The 25,387-nt window shown below is 61.9% G+C and carries 17 protein-coding genes and 1 tRNA gene; 8 read left to right on the forward strand and 10 right to left on the reverse strand.

Features of this window, described 5'->3' with window-relative positions; all coding sequences use genetic code 11:
* Positions 1 to 8: 8 nt before the first annotated feature.
* The gene (locus tag JNO51_RS14210; protein WP_215778484.1) at positions 9 to 839 is read left to right on the forward strand and encodes a 1-acyl-sn-glycerol-3-phosphate acyltransferase; all 831 of its coding nucleotides are present in this window, start codon (positions 9 to 11) and stop codon (positions 837 to 839) included.
* Here the strand turns inward: JNO51_RS14210 and JNO51_RS14215 are convergent.
* The gene (locus JNO51_RS14215; RefSeq protein WP_215778486.1) at positions 769 to 1,587 is read right to left on the reverse strand and encodes a symmetrical bis(5'-nucleosyl)-tetraphosphatase; all 819 of its coding nucleotides are present in this window, start codon (positions 1,585 to 1,587) and stop codon (positions 769 to 771) included. The two genes, JNO51_RS14210 and JNO51_RS14215, sit on opposite strands and share 71 nt — an antisense overlap.
* A 190-nt stretch (positions 1,588 to 1,777) precedes the next feature.
* Between JNO51_RS14215 and JNO51_RS14220 the strand changes: the two genes are divergently transcribed.
* Positions 1,778 to 3,784 carry a UvrD-helicase domain-containing protein gene (locus tag JNO51_RS14220; RefSeq protein WP_215778488.1) on the forward strand — a complete coding sequence of 669 codons (2,007 nt, stop codon included), beginning with the start codon at positions 1,778 to 1,780 and terminating at the stop codon, positions 3,782 to 3,784.
* 58 nt (positions 3,785 to 3,842) lie between these two features.
* On the opposite strand, the gene JNO51_RS14225 is transcribed toward JNO51_RS14220, so the two are convergent.
* On the reverse strand, positions 3,843 to 5,309 hold the full coding sequence (locus JNO51_RS14225) for a C69 family dipeptidase (protein ID WP_215778490.1): 1,467 nt from the start codon (positions 5,307 to 5,309) through the stop codon (positions 3,843 to 3,845).
* Between the two features lie 411 nt (positions 5,310 to 5,720).
* Positions 5,721 to 6,467 carry a cytochrome c5 family protein gene (locus tag JNO51_RS14230; protein ID WP_215778492.1) on the reverse strand — a complete coding sequence of 249 codons (747 nt, stop codon included), beginning with the start codon at positions 6,465 to 6,467 and terminating at the stop codon, positions 5,721 to 5,723.
* Positions 6,468 to 6,597: 130 nt separating this feature from the next.
* On the opposite strand from JNO51_RS14230, the gene JNO51_RS14235 reads away from it, so the two are divergent.
* Positions 6,598 to 6,674, forward strand: a tRNA-Arg gene (locus JNO51_RS14235).
* 194 nt (positions 6,675 to 6,868) lie between these two features.
* Here JNO51_RS14235 and JNO51_RS14240 read toward each other — a convergent pair.
* From JNO51_RS14240 to recD, 3 genes are all read right to left on the reverse strand, one after another.
* Positions 6,869 to 7,069 carry a hypothetical protein gene (locus JNO51_RS14240; protein ID WP_215778494.1) on the reverse strand — a complete coding sequence of 67 codons (201 nt, stop codon included), beginning with the start codon at positions 7,067 to 7,069 and terminating at the stop codon, positions 6,869 to 6,871.
* A gap of 267 nt (positions 7,070 to 7,336) precedes the next feature.
* Entirely contained in the window at positions 7,337 to 8,185 is an 849-nt protein-coding gene (locus tag JNO51_RS14245; RefSeq protein WP_215778497.1) for an NUDIX hydrolase family protein, read from the reverse strand.
* A 66-nt stretch (positions 8,186 to 8,251) separates the two neighbouring features.
* The gene (recD, locus tag JNO51_RS14250; RefSeq protein ID WP_215778499.1) at positions 8,252 to 9,949 is read right to left on the reverse strand and encodes an exodeoxyribonuclease V subunit alpha; all 1,698 of its coding nucleotides are present in this window, start codon (positions 9,947 to 9,949) and stop codon (positions 8,252 to 8,254) included.
* Positions 9,950 to 10,370: 421 nt separating this feature from the next.
* Between recD and JNO51_RS14255 the strand changes: the two genes are divergently transcribed.
* Together JNO51_RS14255 and JNO51_RS14260 are read left to right on the forward strand one after the other, a co-directional pair.
* Entirely contained in the window at positions 10,371 to 11,744 is a 1,374-nt protein-coding gene (locus JNO51_RS14255) for an amino acid permease (protein WP_215778501.1), read from the forward strand.
* 58 nt (positions 11,745 to 11,802) lie between these two features.
* Complete coding sequence (locus tag JNO51_RS14260) at positions 11,803 to 13,176, forward strand: amino acid permease (protein WP_252346092.1); 1,374 nt, start codon at positions 11,803 to 11,805, stop codon at positions 13,174 to 13,176.
* 58 nt (positions 13,177 to 13,234) lie between these two features.
* Here JNO51_RS14260 and pap read toward each other — a convergent pair whose 3' ends face one another.
* Genes pap through recC form a run of 3 tightly spaced genes read right to left on the reverse strand, consistent with a single transcriptional unit; the run spans position 13,235 to position 21,444 of the window.
* Positions 13,235 to 14,725: a polyphosphate:AMP phosphotransferase gene (gene pap, locus JNO51_RS14265; protein ID WP_215778503.1), complete on the reverse strand. Its 1,491-nt coding sequence runs from the start codon at positions 14,723 to 14,725 to the stop codon at positions 13,235 to 13,237.
* An 18-nt stretch (positions 14,726 to 14,743) separates the two neighbouring features.
* The gene (gene recB, locus JNO51_RS14270) at positions 14,744 to 18,274 is read right to left on the reverse strand and encodes an exodeoxyribonuclease V subunit beta (protein WP_215778505.1); all 3,531 of its coding nucleotides are present in this window, start codon (positions 18,272 to 18,274) and stop codon (positions 14,744 to 14,746) included.
* Complete coding sequence (gene recC, locus JNO51_RS14275; RefSeq protein ID WP_215778507.1) at positions 18,271 to 21,444, reverse strand: exodeoxyribonuclease V subunit gamma; 3,174 nt, start codon at positions 21,442 to 21,444, stop codon at positions 18,271 to 18,273. Before recC ends, recB begins: the two co-directional genes overlap by 4 nt.
* Positions 21,445 to 21,608: 164 nt before the next feature.
* On the opposite strand from recC, the gene JNO51_RS14280 reads away from it, so the two are divergent.
* The 3 genes from JNO51_RS14280 to JNO51_RS14290 are packed head-to-tail and all read left to right on the forward strand — an operon-like array spanning position 21,609 to position 23,977.
* Positions 21,609 to 22,622 carry a peptidase U32 family protein gene (locus JNO51_RS14280; RefSeq protein ID WP_215778509.1) on the forward strand — a complete coding sequence of 338 codons (1,014 nt, stop codon included), beginning with the start codon at positions 21,609 to 21,611 and terminating at the stop codon, positions 22,620 to 22,622.
* A gap of 13 nt (positions 22,623 to 22,635) precedes the next feature.
* Positions 22,636 to 23,556 (forward strand): U32 family peptidase, encoded by a 921-nt coding sequence (locus tag JNO51_RS14285; protein ID WP_215778511.1) that lies wholly within the window; start codon positions 22,636 to 22,638, stop codon positions 23,554 to 23,556.
* Positions 23,543 to 23,977 (forward strand): SCP2 domain-containing protein, encoded by a 435-nt coding sequence (locus JNO51_RS14290; protein WP_215778513.1) that lies wholly within the window; start codon positions 23,543 to 23,545, stop codon positions 23,975 to 23,977. Before JNO51_RS14285 ends, JNO51_RS14290 begins: the two co-directional genes overlap by 14 nt.
* A gap of 32 nt (positions 23,978 to 24,009) precedes the next feature.
* On the opposite strand, the gene JNO51_RS14295 is transcribed toward JNO51_RS14290, so the two are convergent.
* Entirely contained in the window at positions 24,010 to 25,296 is a 1,287-nt protein-coding gene (locus JNO51_RS14295) for an FAD-binding oxidoreductase (protein WP_215778517.1), read from the reverse strand.
* Between the last annotated feature and the right edge of the window lie 91 nt (positions 25,297 to 25,387).

The raw sequence follows: 25,387 nt of genomic DNA on the forward strand, positions 1-25,387 counted from the left end.
GTACTGCCTTGAAGACCACCCTGCCCCACACCGCCCTTCCGACCCGGCTGCTGCGCCTGAGCTGCATGGCCTGGCGTTTTCTCACCGGTTTCTCGCTGCTGACCTTCCGCTATCAAAGCCTGTCACGCGAGCAGCAAACCCTGATTACCCGCCGTTGGTGCCGACAGTTCCTGCGTGCACTCGGGCTGGAACTGAAAGTCAGCGGGCAGGTGCCGCAGGGTTTTCCGGGCAATACCCTGCTGGTCTCCAACCATGTTTCCTGGCTGGACATCATTGCCCTGGCCGCCTGTACCCCGCCGCGCTTCGTCGCCAAGATGGAAATCCGCCACTGGCCGATCGTCGGCTGGATGGTCGCCCGGGGCGGCACCCTGTTCATTGATCGCAGCAACCGGCGCGATGCCGGCAGGGTGAACCAGATCATGGCGGCGTCCCTCCGTCAGGGTGACTGCCTGTGCGTTTTCCCGGAAGGGACGACCACCACCGGACATCACATGCTGCCGTTCAAGTCCTCGCTGTTCGAATCCGCCATCCTGGCCGGCAGCACGGTACAACCCGTGTCGCTGCGCTACCTGGACGAACAGGGCAATCTCACCAGCGCACCGGCCTATGCCGGCGATACCACCTTCTGGCAGAGCCTGTGCCGCATGCTGAAGCTGCGCCGGATCACGGTCGAGCTGCACTACGGCCAGCCCCTGGTCAGCGGTCAGGAGCCGCTGCTGACCCGTTTCGAGCTGGCCGAAGCGGCCCGTCACGACATTGCCGCGAACCTCAAGCAATTGCCTGATACGCCTGACACTCAAGCGAAAACAGCTGACGATCCTCAAGTCGAAGTGCGGTAAGGCTGCCCCCCCACAGGCAGCCAGTATCGATCGCCAGGATCTCGTCGGTCACGAACAGCCCCAGCGCAGACCAGTGTCCACAGATGATCGGCGTCCCCTGGCTGCGGCGTCGCTCTACGGCAAACCAGGGCATCAGGTTGGCCGGTGCATCGGCCAGTTCACCCTTGAATGACAAGTCGATTTCCCCATCCCGCGTCACCAGACGCATGCGCGTCATGGCATTGACGATCAGCCGCAGGCGTTCGACACCGCGCAACTCCTCACTCCAGCGCGTCGGCTTGTTGCCGTAGAGTCTGGCGAGGAACTCGCGATACCCCGGGCCGGCCAGCTCGTTCTCCACCTCTTCGGCCAGATCCAGCGCCCGATCGATGGTCCACTCCGGCAGCAGGCCGGCATGCACCATGGCATAGCCGTCGCCGGCAATCATCAGCGGCTGGCAACGCAGCCAGTCGAGCAGGACCTTGCCGTCTGCCGCATGCAGGATATCCAGAATGGTGTCGCTGGCATGCACCTTGCCAAACCCTTCCGAGACCGCCAGCAGATGCAGATCATGATTGCCCAGCACCGTCTGCACGCAATCCTGATGACGATAGACCCAGCGCAGCACCTCGAGAGATTCCGGACCGCGGTTGACCAGATCGCCCGTCAGCCACAAGGTGTCTTTGCCCGGATTAAAGTCGATCTTGCGCAGCAGTTGCTGAAAGGGCGCAAAACAGCCCTGGATATCACCGATTGCATAGCTGGCCATGGTCAAGCTCCTCATTCTGGCGGCTCGCTGCCGCGCGAACCGTACGAAGTGACATGATACCCCATGCTACAATGGACTTTCTGCGTTACCGATTTATTCCAGCAAGCAAAATAATTCCCGGGCTTGCGCTTAGGCGCCCGGAGCTGGCCAGCCTGCCAGTCATCGTCCGTCTGGCTTCGACCGAGAGACCATGTCCCTGACCCAACTGAACACGCCGCAACGCGATGCGATTCATTACCTTGACGGCCCCCTGCTGGTCCTGGCGGGAGCCGGCAGCGGCAAGACCCGCGTCATCACCTTCAAGATTGCGCACTTGATCCGTCATGCCGGCATCAGCGCGCGCAATATTGCGGCCATCACCTTCACCAACAAAGCCGCGCGCGAAATGCTGGAGCGCATCGGCAAGCTGATGAACCCTGGCGAAATCCGCGGCCTGACCGTCTCGACCTTCCACTCGCTCGGCATGCAGATGTTGCGCCAGGAAGCACCGCACCTCGGCTACAAGCCACAGTTTTCCATCCTCGACGCCTTCGATGCCGGCAAGATCATCTCGGACATCCTGCTCACCACGCACAAAGAAGAAGTGCGCAAGGTGCAGACCCAGATCTCCCTGTGGAAAAACGATTTCAAGGACCCGCAGGAAGTGCTGTTCGCGGCAGAGACCGAATTCGACAACGTCTGTGCCAGGACTTACCTCGCCTATCAGGACACGCTGGCCGCCTACCAGGCGATGGACTTCGACGACCTGATCCGCCTGCCGGTCCAGTTGTTGCGCACCAACCCGGAAGTCCTGGAGCGCTGGCAAAACAAGCTGCGCTACTTGCTGATCGACGAATACCAGGACACCAATACCTGCCAGTACCAGATGGTCAAGCTGCTCACCGGCGTGCGCGGCATGTTCACTGCCGTGGGGGACGACGATCAGTCCATCTACGCCTGGCGCGGCGCCAACATGGAAAACCTGCGGCTGCTGCAGCACGATTTCCCGCGCCTGAACATCATCAAGCTGGAGCAAAACTACCGCTCTACCGCGCGCATCCTGCGCGCGGCCAACAGTGTGATCGCCAACAACCCCAAGCTGTTCGAGAAGCAATTGTGGAGCGAACTGGGCCTGGGCGAGCCGATCCATGTCGTGCAGTGCAAGGATGAAGAGCACGAAGCCGAAGTGGTGGTACAGCGCCTGCTGGCACACAAGTTCGAGCACCGTACGTCGTTCAAGGACTATGCCATCCTGTACCGCGGCAACTATCAGGCACGCATCTTCGAACAGGCACTGCGCAACCAGCGCATCCCTTATCAGATGTCGGGCGGCCAGTCCTTCTTCGACAAGCCGGAAATCAAGGATGTGATCGCCTACATGCGGCTGATCACCAACCCGGATGACGATCCGGCCTTCATCCGCGCCCTCACCACCCCGCGGCGCGGCGTCGGTGCCGGTACGCTGGAAAAACTCGGCAGCTATGCCGGACAGCGTCAGAAGAGCCTGTTTGCCGCGGCCCATGAAGAAGGCTTCCAGCATCAGGTGCAGGCGGCCCAGCTCGACCCCTTGCTCGATTTCTGTCGCTTCATCGTCAATCTGCAGTATCGGGCCAGCCGCGAGCCGGCCGGCCCGCTGGCACAGGAAATGCTGCAGGCCATTGGCTATGAGGCCTGGCTCTATGACAGTGAAGAACCCCGTCCGGCGGAAAGCAAATGGAAAAACGTCATGGACATGGTGGCCTGGCTTACCAAAAAAGGGGAAGAGGACGGCAAGTCGCTCATCGACCTGACCCAGACCATTGCGCTGATCACCATGCTGGAAGGCCGCGAAGAAGGCGAGGTGGATGCGGTCAAGATGTCCACCCTGCACGCCTCCAAAGGCCTGGAGTATCCGCATGTGTTTCTGGTCGGGGTGGAAGAAGGCATCCTGCCGCACCAGGAGTCCGTGGATAACGGCATGATCGAAGAAGAACGCCGGCTGATGTACGTCGGCATTACCCGGGCGCAGCGCAGCCTGACCCTCAGCTACTGCGTCAAGCGCCGCCGTGCGGGGGAGTGGCTGTTCGTCGATCCCTCACGCTTCATCGACGAAATTGATCCGCAAGACATCAAGCACTTCGGCCGGCCGGGGGCCGAACCACTGGTCAGCCGCAGCGAGGGCAAGGCCAGACTGGCCAACCTCAGCGCCATGCTGGGCGCCAAGACCAGCAAGGAATAATCCTGCACAAACAAAAAGCCGCCCGAAGGCGGCTTTTCAACCTGCTGAACCTGCTTGATCAGGCACCGTGGAACAGATACATGGCGTTCACGTCGATGGCCATTTGCGTCAGGATGTCGTTGCTCAATTGCTCGGTCAATGCATCCACCTGGCTGACGGTCTTGTCGGTAAAGGCGTCCAGCAGCTTCTGAGCCTGTTTCGGGCTCTTGGCATAAGCCTTCACGTACTCCTTCTCGAACGCCACCTGTTGTTGCTGAATGGAAGTATTCAGCTTGGCAAAGGCGCTTTCCACCATCGGCCCATACTTCGGGAAGTTCTGCATGGCCAGCGTTTGCAGCTTGTGGAGCTTCCACCAGGCCGACTTGCTGTCAGCATGGTCGGTATTGTCCTGATAAGCGGCCGGAATCTTGGCCCCTTGATAGAACGGGACATAGATGCTCAGCGTGGTCATGCCCAGCGCCAGATACTCAACGTTGGCAATCGGCAGCGGCAGATTGGCCCGTTGTTGCAGCACATGCGATTCCTGGGCACGGAATACCGAGATCGGACGATACTTCGACTTCGGATTCTGCGTCATGTACGGCTCGTTCGGCGTGCCCTGATAATGGTTCTGCAGCGCGCTTTCCACATCCGTCACCGACAGCTTGTGCTCAGGCGTCAGGAACACCGGTGCCTTGCCATCCTTGAAGCTTTCATTCTTCAGGCTCGGGTTGTAGATGCCCTGTACCGTCCACACACGGTTGTAGTTGTAGTAGACGTTGCTCGGACCATCTTCAGTGAAGGCGGCGAAGAAGTCGAACTTGCCATCGGTACGCGGCTTGGCCAGACCATTCTTCACGGCAAAGTCCGCCAGCCCCTTGGAGGACATCACGTTGGCCTTGTCGTTCAGGTCGATTTCACGCAGACGGCCCTGATTGGCCGACACGAAGTACATATTGTCCGGAATGCGTACCGCCACCCACTGGTGACCGCCAGCGTTCTCGAGATACCAGGCTTCCTTCTGATCGGCAAACGCAATGCCGAAGCCCTCGCCAGAACCCTGGGTTTCAATGATCTTGCCCAGCAGCTCGACACCCTGACGGGCCGATTTGATCTGCGGCAGCAGGATGCTGGTCACTTCACTTTCCGTCAGGCCGGTCTTGTCCAGATAGGGGTCGACCTTCAGCGTCGCCTCATTGCTGTAGATGGTTTCGGTGGCGGACATCGACACGCCGGCCGAATTGAAACCGGCTTCTTCATAAGACTGGCTCTTGCCGTCAAAGTCGGGCAGACCGGTGTAGCTCATCAGATGATCCGGCATCTGATAGGTGAATTGGGATTGTACCGACTTGAACAGGAAGCCCTTCTTCAGTGCTTCGTGCTTGATGAAGTGGATAGGGTGGTTACCCGCGCCGGAATCCACGTTGCGCCCGATCAGGATCGAACCATCGGCAGAGGCATTCTTGCCGACAATGATCGTGGTACAAGCAAAGGTCGAAGCGCAGGACAGACCGATAACGGCCAGGGCAATTTTCTTCAACATCATGACAAATTCGCTCCCAAACGATTGGACGATCAAGCATAATCCCGTCCGGCCGACAATCATTAACAAATAAGCAGATACTTAATTTAAGTCATGAAACTTGAACGAAATGATGGCTGTTCGCGTCTGTCAGTCCTAGAATCGAAGCCCCTGGCGTCTTGCTGAAGCACGATTTGATCGAATCCTGTCCGCGAGACAAAAAAAATGGCGTCCGTGCGGACGCCAGTACAAGAATGAGGAACATCTCTGGGTAGGGTAAGTCCACCGGGAATCACCCTAGCCGAACTAGACAGGAAACCTGGGAGCGAAACGGCGGTTCCTGCGTCATTCAGGCCAGTCATACGTACCCATGATGCCGGATGCCCCCTGTCCCGACACCTGTCCTTTCAGACAGGCGCCGAACAGCAGGCCAGATTACTTCGAATTGTTCACCATGTATTCGATGGCCGAACGGAACTCGGCATCGCTGCCGGTATAGCCCCCCTTCGGCGGCATGGCATTCAGACCCTTGGTGGCGATCTTCTGCACTTCATCCAGACCCGGCTTCAGACGAACCGCCCAGGCAGCCTTGTCGCCGAACTTCGGTGCACCGGAGACCCCGGCCTGATGACAGGCGATACAAACCGACTCATAGATTTTCTTGCCGGTCACATTCGGATCGATGGCGGCCGTCGCTGCGGCGCCACTGGCATCCGACTTCGGCTCGGCAAACTTGGCACCGCCGGCATTGGCCATATAAGCCACGGCACGGCCCACCTCGTCATCGGTCAGCGTGGTGTTGCCGCCCTTGGCCGGCATGGCATTAAACCCTCCCAGCGCATGCTTCAGCAGCGTGTCATAGCCCTTGGCGATACGCGCCCCCCAGGCCCCGGCATCCCCAAACTTCGGCGAGCCAAGCAAACCAGCGCCGTGACAACTGATACAGACGGCCTGATAAACCTGCTGTCCGCTGCGGCTGCCCGGCTGGCCATCACTGGCCACCGAGTCCCCTACCGGCTTCAGGCGAGCGGCAACGGCCTCATTGGTCATGACCTCGGCGTCCACGTTGAAACCGCTGGTGGCCAACTTGGCCAGCAGAGTGATTGCTACGACAAGGAATACGACGACGCCGACCAGGACTTTGACGATCTGCCCCGTGGCCATTCCGTTTTCATTGCTCATTCGCGCCTCGCCTGAAAAATAATGACATTTAATAATTAGCCGATTATACGAGAAGCATTTCCGCAAGGCAAAACCCCTACTGGACTTGTGGGCGCGCTTTGCGATATGATCCGCCTGCTTCACGATCAGCGCACCCGTAGCTCAGTTGGATAGAGTGTCGGTTTCCGAAGCCGAAGGTCACAGGTTCGATCCCTGTCGGGTGCGCCAGTCACTGCAACGCCACGCCATACCCTCTTTTCCGGCCTCTGCGCCGACACTTCGCCCCCCCTCACCGACTCACCATCCAGGCCCAAACTGCCAGGCCGTGCCCGCACGTCAGCGATGGGATGAAAGCGAAGAAAAGCCAGGTGCCTGGGAACCAATACAAAAGGGAGAGTCGCCTGAGTGCAGGCGAAAGAAAATCAGTCAGGAGAACCGATGGTCTCGATCACGCGCTTTTGGTGGGTCCGCAGATCGATCACTTGATAAATCTCGACTTTCACCTTGCCGCGATAGAGACGCAGCATGACTTGTGCCGCGGCGCGCGCGGCCTCTACCGTCGGATAGATCGGGCTCTTGTCATCGATACCGAATGTGTTGGAGATCAATTTCAGACGAAACACTGCAAAAACCTCGCGGCGAAACCACAAAAACAGCAATCATGCCTACAGCATATCAAATGCTGATGATACCAGCGTTATAAAGTATTCTGAATGTCTGGCTGGCACCATTCGGGTAAATGCGTAAGCCACGGGATCCGGGAAGTAGAAGCCGTGATTCAGTTTAGGCACTGACGGAGAAAATAGCTGCAGAGACTGAAGTGATTCCCCGCCCGGCGCGGACGAGAAACAAAACGGCGTTGCCAGATCAGGCAACGCCGACGTGCAGAATCAGGGCCGGGCCTGCAAGGCCTCCAGGACATGCCGGCTTTCCGGCCCCCAATACCCCAGACGCCCCAGGCATTCCGCCGCCACCAGTGCGGCATCAATCATGAAGCGCTCTTCGATCAGCAGGGACTCAACCTCGGACAGCGACAGCAGCACGTGCTCGGCCACCTCGCCATCCTGATTACAGGGCTGAATTTCCGGCGGCAGCCAGATATCGAAAACATGCAGCCACTCACGATGCAGCCCGCGCTGCACCGGCCTTTCTGCCAGCAGCAGGGAATGTCGCGGCACATCACGCAAGCGCTCGGCCGACAGCCCAGCCTCCTCCCAGCCCTCACGCTCTCTTGCCAGCTCGATCGACTCACCGGCCGCAACCCCGCCGCCGACCATATTATCCATGCGGTTCGGGTCGACCGCCTTGTGCGGGCTGCGTCGTCCCAGCCACATGCGTACTTCGCCATCAGGCATGCGACACAATCCGTTGAGATGTACCGCATGGCTGGTCAGGCCGAGAGGGCGAAAGGCCGCACGTTCCAGCTCGAACAGCGGCGTGCCGTCCGGCAGACAGGCCTGGAAATTTTCGTTGCGCCAGCCATTGAGCCAGCCAGCGGCATGCCAGCGCTCCGCCGCCTCTGCCAGCTGGGCGCTGACGGCCTGGTAGTCGCCCGTCGCCAGACAGACCATGCCCGCCTCCCCGACGGCAAAAAGCGGCGTCGCCTCATTGAGCAATCGCTGGCGCCAGTCGGCATTCACCCAGCCCAGGCGGGTGGCGCCAAAGTACAGAGGGGTAAAAGCGGACAAATCAACCCGCGTCACGCGCGCGAGATAGTCAAGGACACGGTGCAAAGGCATTAGCGCTCCAGACAACCCAAAAATGATCGACAAACCAGCATCTTACGGTGAAGTACCTGACTTTGACTATGTTGAGCGGATTTTATCCGCCAAACCACAATGACGTTGCAGGGTATTACCCATGGCAGCGCACAACATCGCCACCGAGCCCACCAGCCGGAAGCGTTCGCGCGCCCGGGTAATGGCGGTATACACCAGCGCCCGGTCAGGCAGATTGGTCGTGTCCTCCGGCAACACCAGCCAGACCTCGGCAAACTCGGAGCCCTGGCTCTTGTGCACGGTCATGGCATAGACCGTGTCATGCTCCGGCAGCCGCGCCGGCGCCAACTCACGCCAACTGCCATCCGCAGAAGGAAAGGCCACCCGCAACCCTTCCGGCCGCGCGATGGTAAAGCCGATATCACCATTGAACAGCCCGACCCCATAATCATTGCTGCTGATCATGACCGGCCGCCCCGGATACCAGACCTGACCGGGGCTCTTGCGCCCCTCGGCCTCCAGCCGGGCTTCGACCAGCTGATTGATCTGAGCCACCTGGCGTCGCTCGGCGGCCAGTGGCATAAACGCGACAAAGCCTGCCTGTAAAACATCCAGATCCGCCTGCTGATCCAGCGCCTGCCAGTAAGCCGTCCGTCCGGCCTGCAGCCGGTCGACATCCAGCGCCGGCAGACAGCCCAGCACATCCTGCCGTTCATCCAGCAGCAGGGCACTGGCCGCATCGGGCTGATTATCATTGACCAGACGGCTCAGTGCCCCGATCCCCCCGTCAGCCGAAAAACGATGGCTGTGGGTCAACAGCACCACGGCATCGGCCATCGGCGCCGCATCCGTCACCGCCCTGGGCAACTCGGTGGATGGGAAGCCCAATTGAGCCAGCCAATTCAAGGTGTCCTCGCGATAGCCGATATCGCGACACAGCTCGGCCAGCACCGCCCCGGCCTCGACCGAGGCCAACTGATCGCGATCCCCCAGCAGGATGACCCGCGCATGCGGCGGCAAGGCATCGAATGTCCGCGCCATCAAATCCAGATCAATCATCGACGCCTCATCAATCACCAGCACGTCGAGCGGCAAAGTGTGCTCAGCATGATGTCGCGGACGATGCCCTCCCGGCCGCAGACCCAACAGGCGATGCAGGGTCTGGGCACTTTTCGGCAGCCCATCCTTGACGGCCTGCGCCAGCGGCAGACGATCAATGGCCGAGCGGATGGCATCGGACAAACGCGCCGCCGCCTTGCCGGTCGGCGCGGCCAGAGCCATCACCAGCGGGCGGTCGGACAAGACCGCCAGCAGTGCCAGCAGACGGATGACCGTGGTGGTCTTGCCGGTTCCCGGCCCCCCGGATATCACCAGCAGCTGTTGGCGCAGGGCCAGGGCAGCGGCCAGCTTTTGCCGATCAAGGCCCGGGGAGGTCGCAGGAAACAAGGTCGCCAGCCAATGTGCGGCCCGGTCCGGATCGGCGACAGGCAAGCGCGCGGCCCGGGCACGGATGGCCGCCGCCAGCCGGACCTCATCAAACCACTGGCGCGCGAAGTACAAATTGCCGCCGGGCTCCAGGATCAGAGGCACATACTGCCCGGGCGAACCGACCAGCGGACTGGCGGCAAGACGGCGGCGCCCGCCCGGAACGTGAACGGGCAGGCACACATGCCCCTGGCTCTGTGCCTGGATCAGGGCCAGCAACCATTCGGCACACACCTCATCCCATTGCGGGTCCAGTCGGCGGAACAAATCATTCAGGGCAGGATAAAGCGGGGTATCCATAGTGATCCGTCAGTTCTTCAGGCTGGCAGACTGTCGCACCAATTTCGGGGCAAGGCAAGCGCGTCTGCCGACAGAAGACGCCAGCACATTCAGCGTGGAAAACCCTGAAATGACGGCCTGTCGCTTTGGATTTCACAAGCAATGACCACAACAGCAGCGCAAAGCACTGCACTGCAATCAAACTAAGAACCATCCGAAACCAGAGAATGTCCCAAAATGGGTGATTACTTGTCATAGATGAGCAATTTTTGGCGTTAACAGCCCTGATTGGCGACATTTTTTGGCAGCAATCCATGCCATAGGCATTTCGGTAGAATATATATTGTATCCAGTGGTTTGACGCTATCGCCGGTCAATGGTCTGATGGTCTGCGAAAAGTCTTACTTGCATACCTGACAGCAATTCCCGAAAGGAGTCCCCGATGAGTCATGCCACTCAAGGCGGCGAGCTCAAACGAGAGCTCAAAAATCGTCATATTCAACTGATTGCGCTGGGCGGCGCGGTCGGTACCGGTCTGTTCCTCGGCTCGGCCAGCGTCCTCAAGGCCGCCGGTCCGTCGATGATTCTCGGCTATGCCATTGCCGGCTTCATCGCCTTCCTGATCATGCGCCAACTGGGAGAAATGATTGCCGAAGAACCGGTCGCCGGCTCCTTCAGCCATTTCGCCTTCAAATACTGGGGGCCGTTTCCGGCCATGGTCGCCGGCTGGACCTACTGGCTGCTGTATGTGCTGGCCGGCATGGCCGAACTGACCGCAGTGGGGGCCTATGTGCAGTACTGGTGGCCGCACGTGCCGACCTGGCTGACTGCCCTGGTCTGCTTCCTTGCCATCAACGGCCTCAATCTGGCGAGCGTCAAGTCTTACGGTGAAACCGAATTCTGGTTTGGCCTGATCAAGATCGTCGCCGTGATCGCCATGATCCTGTTCGGTGGCTACCTGCTGGCGACCGGCAGCGGCGGCCCGCAGGCCGGGGTACATAATCTGTGGAGCCACGGCGGTTTCTTCCCGCATGGCTTTACCGGTCTGTTCATGATGATGGCCCCGATCATGTTCTCCTTCGGCGGTCTGGAGCTGATCGGCATGACGGCAGGCGAAGCGGCCAACCCGCAGAAAGTCATCCCGCGCGCCGTCAACCAGATCATCGTCCGCATCCTGGTGTTCTACATTGGCTCGCTGACCGTCCTGCTGTCCCTCTACCCGTGGAGCGAGGTGGCCAGTGGCGGCAGCCCCTTCGTGATGATCTTCCAGCAGATTGGCGCCGGCGCCACCGCACATGTACTGAACTTCGTGGTCATGACGGCGGCACTGTCGGTCTACAACAGCGGCGTCTATGCCAACAGCCGCATGCTCTACAGCCTGGCCGAACAAGGCAATGCCCCGCGTGCGCTGAAGGATCTCGACCGTCGCGGCGTGCCGGTCAAGGCCACCCTGTTCTCGGCTGCCTGCACCTTCCTCGGCGTGGTACTGAACTATGTCCTGCCGGAAGAGGCCTTCGGCATCCTGATGTCGATGGTGGTCATGACCATCGTCACCAACTGGGCCATGATCAGCCTGGCACACCTCAAGTTCCGCCGCGCCAAGGCCGGCCAGCAACTGGTGTTCCCCTCGATCTGGTTCCCGGCCGCCAATTACCTGTGTCTGGCCTTCATGGTGATGATCCTCGGCATCCTGCTCTTTACGCCGGGTGGCGCCATCTCGGTCTATCTGCTGCCAGTCTGGGTCGGTGTTCTGTGGCTTGGTTTCCGCATGCGCAAGACCGACAGCGCCGCGGAACTGGCCAGCCAGCAGGTTTGAGTTTCTTTACCGCCAGGCGCCATCCGGCCCTGGCGGCACTCGCACAAGGAATCGTCACGTGAGTACCCATCGTCCCCAAACCGAACTGAAACGCGAGCTGAAAAACCGCCATATCCAACTGATCGCCCTCGGTGGCGCAGTCGGTACCGGCCTGTTTCTCGGCTCGGCCAGCGTGCTCAAGGCCGCCGGCCCGTCGATGATCCTCGGCTATGCCATTGCCGGTTTCATTGCCTTTCTGATCATGCGCCAGCTGGGCGACATGGTGGCCGAAGAGCCGGTCGCCGGCTCATTCAGCCACTTTGCCTATCGCTACTGGGGCAACTTCGCCGGCTTTCTGTCCGGCTGGTCCTACTGGTTGCTGTATGTCCTGGTGAGCATGGCCGAACTGACGGCGGTCGGGGCCTATGTGCAGTTCTGGTGGCCACAATTCCCGACCTGGGCCACCACCCTGCTGTGCTTCGTGGCGATCAACGGCATCAATCTGGCCAGCGTGAAATCCTACGGTGAAACCGAGTTCTGGTTTGCGCTGATCAAGGTGGTCGCCGTGCTGGCCATGATCTGCTTCGGCGGCTATCTGCTGGTTTCCGGCGCCGGCGGCCCGCAGGCCACGGTGCGTAACCTCTGGGCTGATGGCGGCTTCTTCCCGCATGGCGGCAGCGGCCTGTTCATGATGATGGCCATCATCATGTTCTCCTTTGGCGGGCTGGAGCTGATCGGCATGACCGCGGCGGAAGCCGACAATCCGCAGAAAGCCATCCCGCGCGCCGTCAATCAGGTGATCGTGCGTATTCTGGTGTTCTACATCGGTTCGCTGACCGTCCTGCTGTCGCTCTACCCGTGGAGCAAGGTCGCCGCAGGTGGCAGCCCCTTCGTGATGATTTTCGAGCAGATCGGCGCCAATGCAACGGCCCAGGTACTGAACTTCGTGGTACTGACCGCGGCACTCTCGGTCTACAACAGCTGTGTCTATGCCACCAGCCGCATGTTGTTCGGCCTGGCCCAGCAAGGCAACGCCCCGCGCGCCTTCCAGCAGACCGACCGTCGCGGCGTACCGGTCAAGGCGACACTGTTCTCGGCTGCCGCCACCTTCGCCTGCGTCATCCTCAACTATGTCCTGCCAGGAGAAGCCCTGGGCATTCTGATGTCGCTGGTGGTAGCCACCCTGGTCATCAACTGGGCAATGATCAGCCTGACCCACCTGAAGTTCCGCCAGGCCAAGCAAGGACAGCCGCGCGTATTCCCGTCCCTGTGGTCGCCATTCTCCAACTATCTGTGTCTGGCCTTCATGCTGATGATTCTCGGCATCCTGCTGATGACCCCGGGCATGGCGATCAGTGCTTATGCCATGCCAGTGTGGATTGCCCTCATGTGGCTGGTCCACCGTCTGCGCAGCCGGGGCGAAAGCGCCACCCTGGCACGCCAGAACAGCTGATCCGACAACAAAAAAAAGCCCGCATGGTCATTCCATGCGGGCTTTTTACTGGCCGGCGCTAGTCGGCGTGCAAGCGGGCTTCCAGCGTTTCGCAGATCGTCTGCAGAATCTTCAGCCGGGCGTAGTACTTATTGTTGGCTTCGACCAGCACCCAGGGAATACGCGTCGTGCTGGTGCGATCCACCATATCGCTCACCGCCAGGCGGTAGTCATCCCACTTGTCGCGATTGCGCCAGTCCTCATCGGTAATCTTGAAGCGCTTGAACCCGGTCTCTTCGCGCGCCTTGAAACGGGTGTACTGCTCCTCCTTGCTGATCGCCAGCCAGAACTTGATGACGATGATGCCGTTCTCGCTCAACTGATGCTCGAAATCATTGATCTCGTAATAGGCCCGCATCCAGTCGGCCTCGCAGGCGAAGCCCTCCACCCGCTCCACCAGCACCCGGCCATACCAGGTCCGGTCAAAGATGCTCACCCGCCCCTTGGCCGGCACATAACGCCAGAAGCGCCACAGCCAGGGCTGGGCGCGCTCCTCTTCCGTCGGCGCAGCAATCGGCACCACATGATAGGTCCGGGCATCCAGCGCCTGGGTGATACGGCGGATGGCGCCGCCCTTGCCGGCGGCATCATTACCTTCAAACGCCAGCACCAGCGCATGCTCGGCAAAGCGCGGATGGCGGGTCAGGTGATACAGCCGCCCCTGCAGCTTGTCGATCTGTGCGCGGTATGCGTCACGCGTGGTCGGCTGATCCAGCACCAGCGCATCCAGAATCAGCTTGTTGTCGATCGGCGCCATCAGCGGCGGCGCATTGGGCTTGCGCTTGTCGCGGGCCGCTTCTTCGGACAGGCGCCCGCGCAGCGCATTCAGAATGGTATTGCCGACCGTCAGGCTGCGGTAATTGGCATCCTCGCCATCGACAATCACCCAGGGCGCATCGGCAGTATTGGTCAGCCGGATCATGTGCTCGGCGTACTTGCGGATCACCTCGTACTGCTCGAAGTGCTCCCAGTCGGTCTTGGTCACCCGCCAGCGGGTGGCCGGGTCCTTCTCCAGCGTCTTGAGGCGTTTCTTCTGCTTCTCGCGCGACAGGTGGAACCAGAACTTGATCACCAGTGCACCGTCCTGCGCCAGCATGTGCTCGAAATGCTGGATCTCCTGGATCTGCAGATCGAAGGCATCCCAGTCACTCTGCCCCTTCACCCGGTCGAACAGCGTGTCCGAATAGTAGGAACCGAAGAACATCCCGAGCCGCCCCTTGCCGGGCAATTCGCGCCAGAAACGCCACATCCACGGACGGGCACGCGCCTCGTCGTTGGGGGCGTCGAAGGCCACGGTGCGGATCAGGCGCGGATCCATCCACTCGTTAATCAGATTCATGGTTTCGCCACGTCCGGCACCATCAAAACCGTGAATCAGGATCAGCACCGGAAAGTCCGGCTTCTCTTTCAGATCATATTGCGCATCCAGCAAGGCCTTGCGCAGCAGCGGTGCCTGCTCTCGGAAGGTTTCCTTGTCGACACGGTGTTCGATTTCGGCTGATTCAAACATCAGGCTCCCCTTGGATAATCAGGCGGCAAACAGGGCATCCAGCGCATCAAGCAGGCCCTCTGCAGGCCGGTCGCACCAGACGCCATGACCTTGCAAATCGACGCCCCTCATATAGAGATAGCGCACACCGGCAAAGCGTGCGGCAAAGTCGATACCGCGGCTGCGTAAATATCTTCGTATGGCAACGCAATAAAACAGGTACTGAAGATAATAGTGCTCGCGTGCAATCGATTGCGCCAGCCGCTCAGCGTGATAATCCGCAAGCTGTGGCCCCAGATCATTCGACTTGTAATCGATCAGATAAAAACGGCCGTCGATTTCGCAGACCAGATCAATAAACCCCTTGAGAAACCCGCGTACCTGACCGAAGTCGAGCGTGGCCGCAGCGGCACGCAGGGCAGGATGCAAACCATGACGGGCATCGCCGAGCAAAGCCTGCAGTGTCTCGGGACGCAGGCGACCGACAGGCAGGGTGAACTCCAGCTCGATCAGGCGCCGCCCAGGCTCAACCTGCGCCAGCGACACCCCCGGATCCAGTGGCGCGGCCAGGGTACGACACACCAGCGCATGCGCTGCTTCGGCATACTCGGCAGTAAAACCATGCGCCAGCACGATCTCGCGCACCTGTTCCAGCGCGGGCGCGGCGAAGTCGATCTGCTCCAGTACCGCATGCAGGCACGTCCCGGCGCGAGCACCGCGCGGGAAGATCAGTTGCGGGCTTTCTGCCTCCAGCCCGAGCTGCAATTCTCCCCGATCATGATCGGGACGCTCCCGCTCCGCCCCGCCATGGTGCTGCACCAGCCCACTGAAACTGGCCACCCGCCAGGGGGTGTAGATCGGCCGCTCAATACGGGCCGCGTGATAATCCCCTGTCGCCTCGTCCGGGCGGCGCGGCAAGGCGGGCACCAGTTCGACGCCCTGCAGGGCCATGCGTGGAGACTGGCTGGCCGTCCAGCGCTGCAAATCCCCCCATACCTGAGCCCCGCTCAGGGCAGGCAACTGCTCAAGCGCAGTCTCCGCAGACGCATGCAGCAGCCAGGCCAGCGCCGAGGTTTCCATCTGCTGCACCCAGCCCCAACTGATGTACTGCCGGTGTTCGGCCCGGGTCAGCGCCACATAGGCCAATCGCAACTTTTCGGCCAGCAACTCGCGCCGGGCCGCGGCGCGCGTGGCATCGTCCAGCAGCACCTCCGGCGTCAGACGGCTGCCCTGCTCGCCATGACTACGCCAGAACGGCATGTCGCGCCGCTCCAGCGTGCCATCCCACAGGAAGGGACAAAACACCACCGGATACTGCAGGCCCTTGGCACTGTGAACAGTGGCGATCTTGACCAGCGAAGCATCACTTTCCAGCCGCAGCAATGCCGCCTCGCCCCCCTGAGCCTGATGGACCTGCAGCTCGAACCAGTCCAGCAGCGGCAACATGCCCTGCTGGGTGTCGCTGGCGTTTTGCAGCAACTCGATCAGATGCGACAGATTGGTCAGGCGCCGCTCGCCATCCGGCAAGGGCAACAACCGCTCGGCCAGAGAACAGCGGGCAAAGAAGTGGCGCCATGCCGCCATCAGACCGTGCTGCAGCCAGCGCTGATGATCCGCGGCATGCAAGGCCAGCAGGGCCTCCCAGCGACTTTCATCCTGCAGGCAGGCCGCCAGGTCGGCGGCATTGAAACCGACCAGCTCGGTCGCCAGCGCATGGCGCAGGCGCGGCTCATCGGCCGGATGCGCCCAGGCAGACAGCAACACCAGCAACTCGCGTGCCTCATGACTGGCATACACGCTCTGCTGGGTCAGCGCCACGCTGGGAATATTCAGTTCGGCCAGTGCGCTGCGCATCATTTCACCCTGACGATGGGTACTGACCAGCACGGCAATATCCCCGCCGGACAAGGGACGTTCGCCACGCTCACCACACAGCCGGGCACGCCCCTCGGCCGCCAGGGACAACAGGTGGGCGATTTCCGCGGCAGCCCCCTGTGCCGCCTGGGCTGCCGCCAGGGTCTTGCTGGCTCCCTTGGTGGTTTCGCTGAAGTCCAGCCATTGCCACTGGCACGGCGCACGGCCATCGTCGATGACCAGCCGGGTAGCCGGCCCGGCCGCCGCCACAGGCTGATAGCCGATCTCGGACAGCACAAAGGGAGCAGGCCGGGAAAACAGGGCATTGACCGCAGCCACCAGATCGCCCTGCGAACGGCGGTTCACATCCAGCGTGTAGCGGTTGGCCGGCAGGGTATCGTTGCGGGCCTGCAGATAGGCAAAGACATCCGCGCCGCGAAAACTGTAGATCGCCTGCTTCGGATCCCCCACCAGGAACACCGGGCGACCGGCATCGATAAAGCAGTGTTTGAAAATGTGGTACTGCACCGGATCGGTATCCTGAAACTCATCGATCAGTGCCACCCGGAAGCTGCCGGCCAGCTGAGCCGCCAGCGTCGCACCGCGTGCCGGATCGCGCAGCGCGTCATATAAATCCGTCAGCAAATCATCAAAGCTGCGCGTGCGTTCCTCCCGGCGCCGTTGCGCCAATTCCTCGGCCAGCCAGTCAATCAGATCCAGCTTGAGCCGGGTCACCTCCAGCACGGCCGCCTGCTGGTAACGATCCCAGGCGTCCAGCCAGACGCCAATGGCATCGAACGCTGCATGCGAGGGGGGAACATGCCCCTTGTTAGCCGCCTTGGCCAGGGCTGCCGGCGTCAGCTTGTCAAGCAACTTGCGCTCGGCGCTGCCAAGTAGTGGCGGCACACCGTCCACCGCCAGCCAGCGCGTCATCCATTCACTAAGCTGAGCGCGTACGGCAGCACTGTAGCTGCGTCCATTCAGCCCTTCGGCCTGCTGCAGCAAGGCCAGGGCCGCCATGCAAGCCTCGCGCTGCTGCAACAGGGCCTGCCAGCCGGCATCCAGTTCCGCGCGCGCGGTCGCCAGCCCCGAGCCAGGCGGCCGGTCCATGACCAGGTAGGGCTTGGCCAGGTAGGGCCGGATCGCCGCCAGCCAGCGCTCCGGCGACTCGCCGCCATCGGCCAGCAAGCCGGCCAGCAGAGGGTCATGCAGCACATGTCGGCGCCAGAAGTCATCCACCGCTTCCAGTAAGCGCTGGCTGTCATCCTGAATCAGTTCGGCACGAAAGCTCTGGCCGGAGGCAAAGGCGGCATCGGTCAGCGCACGCTGGCAAAACCCGTGAATGGTATAGATCGCCGCGGTATCAAAACCGACAATCGCAGCATTAAGGCGCGACAGGGCCTGCTGGCGGGCGGGTCCGGGCGGATGGCGCTCGGCCATGGCCAGCAGGAAGGGATCCTCACTGTGGCCACCAGCCAGCAAATCAGCCAGGGCGTGCAAGCGGGCGCGCAGACGGCTGCGCAGCTCGGCGGTCGCAGCCTTGGTATAGGTCACCACCAGCAGCTGTTCGATGGCAGGCACCTGACCTTCGGCGTCCGCTTCCAGCAACAGACGCGTGTACAGCGCGGCAATGGTCCAGGTCTTGCCGGTACCGGCCGACGCTTCAATCAGATTGACGCCACTGAGCGGGCAATCCAGCGCATTGAGCGGATTCATGCCGTCTCCTCCCCGGCCGACATGGCCTGCAACATCGGCAATAGCAACACTTCGGCCAACTGGATGAACAAGGGATCGGCCAAGGGGTCCTGATGTCGGAAAGCCAGTGCCACGGCGGGGTCATCCTTCTGGGCAAATTTGTCTTCAAAGGCCGGCGCCCACTCGCCGAGGGCCCTGACCATCGCCCCGGCAAGATCATCCGGTTTGTCATGGCGATGCCGGGCATAGGCCAGGCTGGTGCGGGCAAAGAACGGCAGCGGCGAGCGTTGGCCGGCCTGCCAGAAGGCCAGCCAGGGGCGCAGCTGTTCGACAGCATCCTCCTGCGGCCCGAGTATCCGGGTACCGTCCACGGCAAACAGCATCGATACCGGCGCCACACCCTGCGGCCGGGCAGCGCACAGCAACAGATGCCCCAGCCACAGATCGAGCAGCTCGGTGGCAAAGGCAGGGCGTGCGCACATCAGCAGCCGCCCCTGTGGCCGCAGGCCGGACAGCGTCCCGACCAGCGTCAGCGCATCGATCTGCAAATTCAGCACCACCGGCGGAAGCGGCGGATCCGCCAGTTCGGGCGGCAAAGCCGCCGCAAAGCGTCGTCCCTGACCAATCTGGCGCGACAGAACCGCCTCTCCCAGTGCCCCGGGTGGCAACCAGCCACTGCCACGTGCCAGCTCGCCGACCCGCGCCAGCGGCCGCCCCTGCATGCTGGCCTCCACCACCCGCTCCACGACCGACTGCGCATACTCCCGTTCCAGCACAAAAGGTTCACGGACCGCCGGCGCCTCCTGCGCCGACGCCACGCGGATGCCAAGACACTCCGACAGCCAGGCCCGGCAGGGCATGCGCCAGAAGCGCAGCCAGGACGCCACCTCCAGCACCGTGGAGGCGGGCACGTCGAGTGGCGCCGCAAAGGGTTGCGGCTGCGCAGGGGGCGCAATCAGGGCCTGGGCAAAGGCCGGCTCGAAGCTGCGCAGGCGCTCATCCCGGCCGTCATAGCAAGTCGGCGAGAAAGGCTGCAGCGGGTGGGCCACACACAGCATCTGCGGCGTCGCCCCCATGGCCAGCAGCGTATCCAGCAGTTCGGATACCAGGGCAGAGGGAGGGAGTGCTTCGTTGCTGCGAGCCGACAAACCGACATAAGACAGGTACAGCGTTTCCCTGGCCGACAGCAGGGCCTCCAGGAACAGATAGCGGTCATCAAAGCGCCGTGATCGGTCTCCACGCCGCGGATGCTGGGCGATCAGGTCAAAACTCACCGGCCGCTCATCGCGCGGATAGGCGCCGTCATTCATCCCGATCAGACACAGCACACGGAAAGGAATGGAACGCATCGGCACCATGGCGCAAAAGGTCACTCCGCCGGTCAGAAAGCCCCCCGCCGAAGGCTGGCTCAAGCGGCGCGACAGCCAGTCGCGCAGTACCGCCAGGCCAAATGGCCGGGCAAAATCGGCGGCCAGCGCCTCCTGCACCAGGGCGGTCAGTGCTTCGCGCCAGATCTGCAGGGCGTCTTCTTCTGTTTCATCGACCAGCAACAGATCCGCCGCCAAGGCCTGAAGGCGCTGTTGCCAGCCCTCGGCATCCGCAGGCTCGGCACATTGTCGCGCCCAACCATCCAGCGTGTCGTACAGGGCGGAGAAGCGTGCCAGTACCTCGCTGTCGCCACCGCTCGCCAGGGGCAGTGGCAGCAGGTCCTGCCAGAGGGGACTCTCCCTGCCGGCCATGGCGGGCGGCAGAGCACAGCCCAGCAGCAGACGATCCAGCCCCCAGCGCCAGGTAAACAGCGGATCGGCCGGCAAACCCAGCTCGGCCTTGTGATTCGCATCGCGCCCCCAGCGAATGGCAGCCTGCTCGACCCAGCCCTGGATCAGGGGTACATCGGCCGGCGTCAGCCCGAAGCGGCGCAGCAAGGCGGGACAATCCAGCAACGCCATGACCCGATCGGCCGGGAAACGGCTGTCCAGCAAGGTCAGCACCCCCGACAGGGTCGACAGCAGCGGCACATCACGCTCGATACGCCGGTCGGCAATGCTGTAGGGAATCCCCGGGGCATCGGGACGGGCCCCGAACACCGCATCGATATAGGGGGCGTACTGATTGATATCCGGCGTCAGAACGGCGACATCCGCCGGCGTAAGGGTCGGATCGGCAGCAAAACGCGCCAGCAGGCGGTCTTTCAGCACTTCCAGTTCGCGCATGGCGCCATGGGTGGCATGAATCTCGATGGAGTCATCCGCAGCCACGGCCTCGGGCGCCGGCATCTGCAAGGTCAGCATGTCGCGCTGCAGGCGATTGAGCAGACGATTGCCTTGCGGTGCCGCGAATGCCGGCAACGACTCATGCATGCTCTCCGACACCAGATCGAAGAAATCCCGGCCCTGCTTACCCAGCGAAGCCAGCAGCGGATGGTCCGGTGCCACATCCAGCCCCTGACCGCTCAGGCGCAGCTGGCCGCGGGCATCGACAATATTGCCCCAGTACTCCTGACAGGGATTGAGCAGGAACAGGCAGACATCGGTCAGCTCGGCCAGTCGCCGCACCAGTGCCAGATACATCGGCGCCAGACTGGCAATGCCGAACAGGGTGATGCGCTCCGGCAGCATGTCGGATGTCAGCGCGGCCAGAAAGGCATCGCTCATGCGCACCCGGTGCATGCCCGGCACTTCGTCAGCCAGCCGGCGCCACAAAGCCGCCTGCCATGCCTCGTCCGGCCCCAGCCCCTGCAATTCGCCCCGTTCCCAGGCGCGAATCCAGTCCGGGCGAAACACCAGGTATTGGTCAAAAATATCGGCCACGCAGCCGGCCAACTCAAACACCGCCCGCTCCCCCCCCTGCAGATAGTGCTGGACCGGCGCAAAGACCGGCTCCTGCAACTGGGGCAGCAAGGCTGTCAGCCGCCAGGTCAGCACCTCTGGCGCAAAGGCCGATTGCTCGGGCAAATCCCCCAGAGCCTGGCGCATCAGACGCCAGGCATAGCCCGCCGGCAGCACGAACTGCAGATGCGCGGCAATGCCGCTGGCGCTGGCTGTCGCCAGCGTCAGCCAGCGCCCCATGCCGCGACTTTGCACCATCACCACCTCGGGTTGAAACGGATCGGACAAAGGCACCGCCTGCACCATCCCGGTAAACAGGGTACCGAGATGCTCCAGACGGTTGGACTGATAGAGATGCAGCATGAGCAAGCGTTCAGGGTGATTTGAATGGCATCAGTTTAGCAGCAGGGCCGGGGTTGGCGGAGAAAGACCCACGTCCCCGGGCGAGCGCTTGACGCAACGCAAAAGCCGGTACGCCCGCCTCTGCTAGGCTTGGGCGGTTTCCCACAAGATCCGTTACTCCCGTCATGACGACCCCTCGCCCTTTGCCGGAACTGGTATGTCCGGCCGGCAGCCTGCCGGCCATGAAAGCCGCTGTCGACCATGGCGCCGATACCGTGTATTTCGGCCTGAAAAATGGCACCAATGCCCGCAATTTTGCCGGCCTCAATTTTGATGACAAAACGGCGCGTGAAGGCATTCGCTATGCCCATGACCGCAAGCGCAAGGTGCTGATGGCCATCAACACCTACGCCCAGGGCGCCGACATCAGCCAATGGAAACGGGCCATTGACGAAGCCGCTTCCCTCGGCGTGGATGCGGTCATCCTGGCCGACCCGGGCCTGATGGATTACGCCGTACGCACCCACCCGGATCTGCGCCTGCACCTGTCAGTACAGGGCTCAGCCACTAATTACGAAGCCATTAATCTGGCGCGCGACCTGTTCGGCATCCGGCGTGCAGTCCTGCCGCGCGTGCTGACACTCGATCAGGTGCGTCAGGTCATCGACAAGACCGATGTAGAAATCGAAGTTTTCGGCTTCGGCAGTCTGTGTGTCATGGTCGAAGGGCGCTGCCTGCTGTCCTCCTATGCCACTGGCGAATCCCCCAATACCCACGGCGTCTGCTCGCCGGCCCGTTTCGTGCGCTGGGAACATGGTCCGGAACACCTGAATGCCAGACTGAACGAGATTCTGATCGACCAGTACGGCAAGACCGACCCGGCCGGCTATCCCACCCTGTGCAAAGGTCGTTTTGACGTCAATGGCGATACTTATTACGCCCTGGAAGAGCCCACCAGCCTCAACGTACTGCCGATGTTGCCCGAACTGATCGACATCGGCGTGGCCGCCATCAAGGTGGAGGGACGCCAGCGCAGCCCGGCCTATGTGGCGCAGGTGACGCGTACACTGCGCGAAGCCCTCGATGCCGCACGCGACAGCCAGCGTTTCAGCGTCAAGCCTGCCTGGCAACAGGCCTTGGGCAAGGTCTCGGAAGGTCATCAGCAAACACTGGGCGCCTATAGCCGCCCGTGGAAGTGAGAAGCACACCGCCATGAACAATCAAGCAATGCAACTGACCCTCGGCCCGATCCTGTTCTTCTGGCCGCGCGATACCGTCATGTCGTTTTATGCCGAAGCGGCACAATGGCCGGTCGATACCATTTATCTGGGTGAAGTCGTGTGCAGCCGCCGCCAGCAACTGCGCTCGGACGACTGGATTGGCCTGGCACAAGACCTGCAGGCTGCCGGCAAGCGCTGTGTGCTGTCCTGCCTGGCCCTGATCGAAAGCGAATCTGATCTCAAACGGGTGCGCAAGCTGGTCGAACAGGGCGACCTGGCCATCGAGGCCAATGACATGGGCGCGGCGCGACTGGCGCACCAGGCCGGACTGCCCTTCGTCGCCGGCCCGCACATGAACATCTACAACGCCGAGACGCTCGCACTCTATCACCGCCTCGGCGCCACCCGCTGGGTACCGCCGGTGGAAATGGACCGTGACACCCTGGCGGCCATTCTGGCCACACAGCCCGAAGTGGAAACCGAGCTGTTTGCCTGGGGCAAGCTGCCGCTGGCCTTGTCGTCGCGCTGCTTCACAGCCCGGCATTACAACCTGAAGAAAGACAGCTGCGAATTCCGCTGTCTGGAACACCCGCAGGGACTGACCCTCGCCACCCGCGAAAGCCAGGACTTCCTGACGATCAATGGCATTCAGACCATGTCTGCCGGTTGTCAGTCGCTCTGGCCGTATCTGGACGATATCCGCAGCATCGGCGTTGATGCCGTGCGACTAAGCCCTCAGGCGGAGGGCTGCGCCGAGCTGGTGACCCATGTGGCTGCCCTGCTGCAAGGCGCCCCCGCCGACACCGCCCTGCTGACGCAAGCGGCATCGCAGGCCGGGGGAATACGTGTCGATGGCTACTGGCGAGGCACCGCCGGGATTGCCCAGCAAGGAGAAGCTCATGCATGTGCCTGATTTCGTCCTGCCCAGCCGACTGGGCAAACTGCTGACCCGGCTGCCGGCCACGCCGCCGGCCTTTGTCCTGGCGGCCGGTCTGAACCAGCTGGTCAAGCGCGGGGTACTGCCCGCCGACATGAGTCTGCTGGCCGGGCGCCGCTTTGAGGTCCAGGTACTGGATGCCGGCATCAGCCTGCGCTTTTGTGCCGATGAGCAAGGCTTCAAGGTCGACAAGTCCGGCGAGGCCGCAGATCTGCGCTTTGCTGCCAATGCCGCCGACTTTGCCCGCATGATGCTACGCGAAGAAGACCCGGACACCTTGTTCTTCAATCGCAAACTGGTGATTGAAGGCGACACCGAGCTGGGACTGATCGTCAAAAACCTGCTCGACAGTGTCGACTGGAGCAGTACCCCGCTCGGCCGCTTCATGGCCGCCTGAGTCTCGGCAGGGCCCTGGCCCTGCCCGGACGGTCAAATCCCCAGACGGTCGCGCCAGCCGTAATACCAGGCCCCCAGTGTCAGCATCGGCACGCGCAACAGGCGTCCTCCCGGGAAGTTGTGATGAGGCAGCGCAGCAAAGGCATCCAGTCGCTGACTTTGCCCCTGTATCGCCTCGGCCAGCAGACACCCAGCCAGATGGGTGTAGGTCACGCCGTGTCCGCTGCACCCCTGTGAGAAATAAAGATTACTGCCCAGGCGACCGGCTTGCGGCAGACGCGACAGGGTCAGCAGGAAATTGCCGGTCCAGCTATAAGCGATGCGCACATCGGACAGATGCGGGAAGGTCTTGCTCAAATTGTGCCGGATCTGTGCCTCAATGCGCGCACTGTCCCTGGCCCCATAGACCGTGCCGCCACCATACAGCAGGCGCCGGTCCGCACTGAGCCGGAAGTAGTCCAGCATGAAGTTGCAATCCTCCACACAGTGATCGGTGGGCAACAGGCGCGCGGCCTCAGCCGCCGACAAAGGCTCGGTGGCAATGACCTGGGTACCGCAGGGCAGGCTTTTTTCCGCCAGGGCCGGAATCAGATCCCCCAGATAGGCATTGCCGGCCACAATGACAAAGCGGGCCGTCACCTGCCCCCGGGCGGTATGCACGATCGCCGGATCACCCTGCTGCAGTCGCGTCACGGCACTTTGCTCAAAAATCCGCCCACCGAGTGACTCGAACGCCGCCGCCTCGCCCAGCGCCAGATTCAGCGGATGGAGATGCCCACCCCAGTCATCCAGCAGACCGCCGACATAACGCTCACTGCCGATATGCTCGCGAATGCCGTCAGCCTGCAACAAATGCAGTCCGCGATGACCATAGCGCTCCCACAGCGCCTTCTTGGCAGCCAGCTCATCCAGCTGCTTGCTGGTCAGCGCGGCAAAAATATTGCCCGGTTTCAGATCACACTGAATGTTGTAGCGCGCCACCCGCTCGCGAATGATGCGCCCGCCCTCAAAAGCCATCGCTCCCAGTGCCTGGGCCTGGGCCCGGCCATAGCGGCGCTCGATCACATCCAGATCGCGGCTGTAGCTGTTGACGATCTGCCCTCCGTTGCGTCCGGAGGCACCATAACCAACCCGCGCAGCCTCGAGCACAATGACACGGTAACCGGCCTCAGCCAGTGCCAGCCCGGCCGACAGGCCGGTATAGCCTGCCCCAATGATGCAGACATCCGCCTGCTCGCTCCCCTGCAACTCGGCACGAGCAGGTGACGGATTGGCCGAGGCAGCGTAGTAAGAAGCCGGATGGTTGACGGCTGAGCGCATAAGAAGTCCCCTCTGGCGGCGATTAAAATATTATCCTCATGTTTAATATGTTTAACGCATGACACGCCATCTGCCCAGCGGCATCGCCTTC

Source organism: Paludibacterium sp. B53371 (assembly GCF_018802765.1).
GTDB lineage: Bacteria > Pseudomonadota > Gammaproteobacteria > Burkholderiales > Chromobacteriaceae > Paludibacterium.